This is a genomic window from Ammoniphilus soli (genome assembly GCF_040813775.1).
Genome location: NZ_JBEGDL010000159.1, coordinates 1 through 683, shown reverse-complemented (window position 1 = coordinate 683; position 683 = coordinate 1). Strand labels below are relative to the sequence as shown.

The following is a 683-nucleotide window of genomic DNA, read 5'->3' as shown; positions in this document are numbered from 1 at the left end:
GAGGAGGGATCCTATGGAGGTTATAAAAAAGATTACCCGAATCATCGATGGCATCTCTAACTGGGTGGGGAAGGTTGGAGCCTGGTCCGTCCTCGTCATCATGGTTTTGGTGGTTTTTGAAGTGGTCAGCCGGAGAGTCTTCAATGCCCCTACGATATGGACCTTTGAAACGATTACCATGCTATATGGCGTTCACTTCATGACAGTGGCCGCGTATGGATTGCTGCATAAAGCCATGGTATCCGTCGATTCGTTATACGAGAAGTTTTCCCCCAAGAAACGGGCGGTTTTGGATATCCTTTCTTACTTGGTTCTTTATTTCCCGTTTGTGGTCGGGATCTTTATCGTCAGCCTGGATTTTATGGAGAGATCGTGGGCGATCAAGGAAACTTCACAATCGCTGTTTGCCGCCCCCGTCTATTTGTATAAAACGATCATCCCTCTGGTTTTTGGACTGCTCATCCTGCAGGGAATTTCCGAAGTGCTGAAACAGGTCGTGTTCTTGTCCGCCAAGGAAGAGATCCTCCCTTCATCCGATTCCCTTTCGTTGGAGCATTCTCAAGCAGGCTATAGGGATAAGGAGGGAACAGCATGATGATTCAGCACGTCTTTCTGGGGGCTATGTTCGGCGGATTGTTTATGGCGCTCTTTACCGGGCATCCGATGGCGTTTGCCATGGGGGG

Annotated in this window: 1 protein-coding gene; it reads left to right on the top strand. The window is 49.2% G+C overall.

What is annotated here, in order from left to right; genetic code table 11:
- Window positions 1-13: 13 nt before the first annotated feature.
- Complete coding sequence (locus ABLT31_RS38840) at window positions 14-595, top strand: TRAP transporter small permease subunit (protein ID WP_367761067.1); 582 nt, start codon at window positions 14-16, stop codon at window positions 593-595.
- Window positions 596-683: the final 88 nt, after the last annotated feature.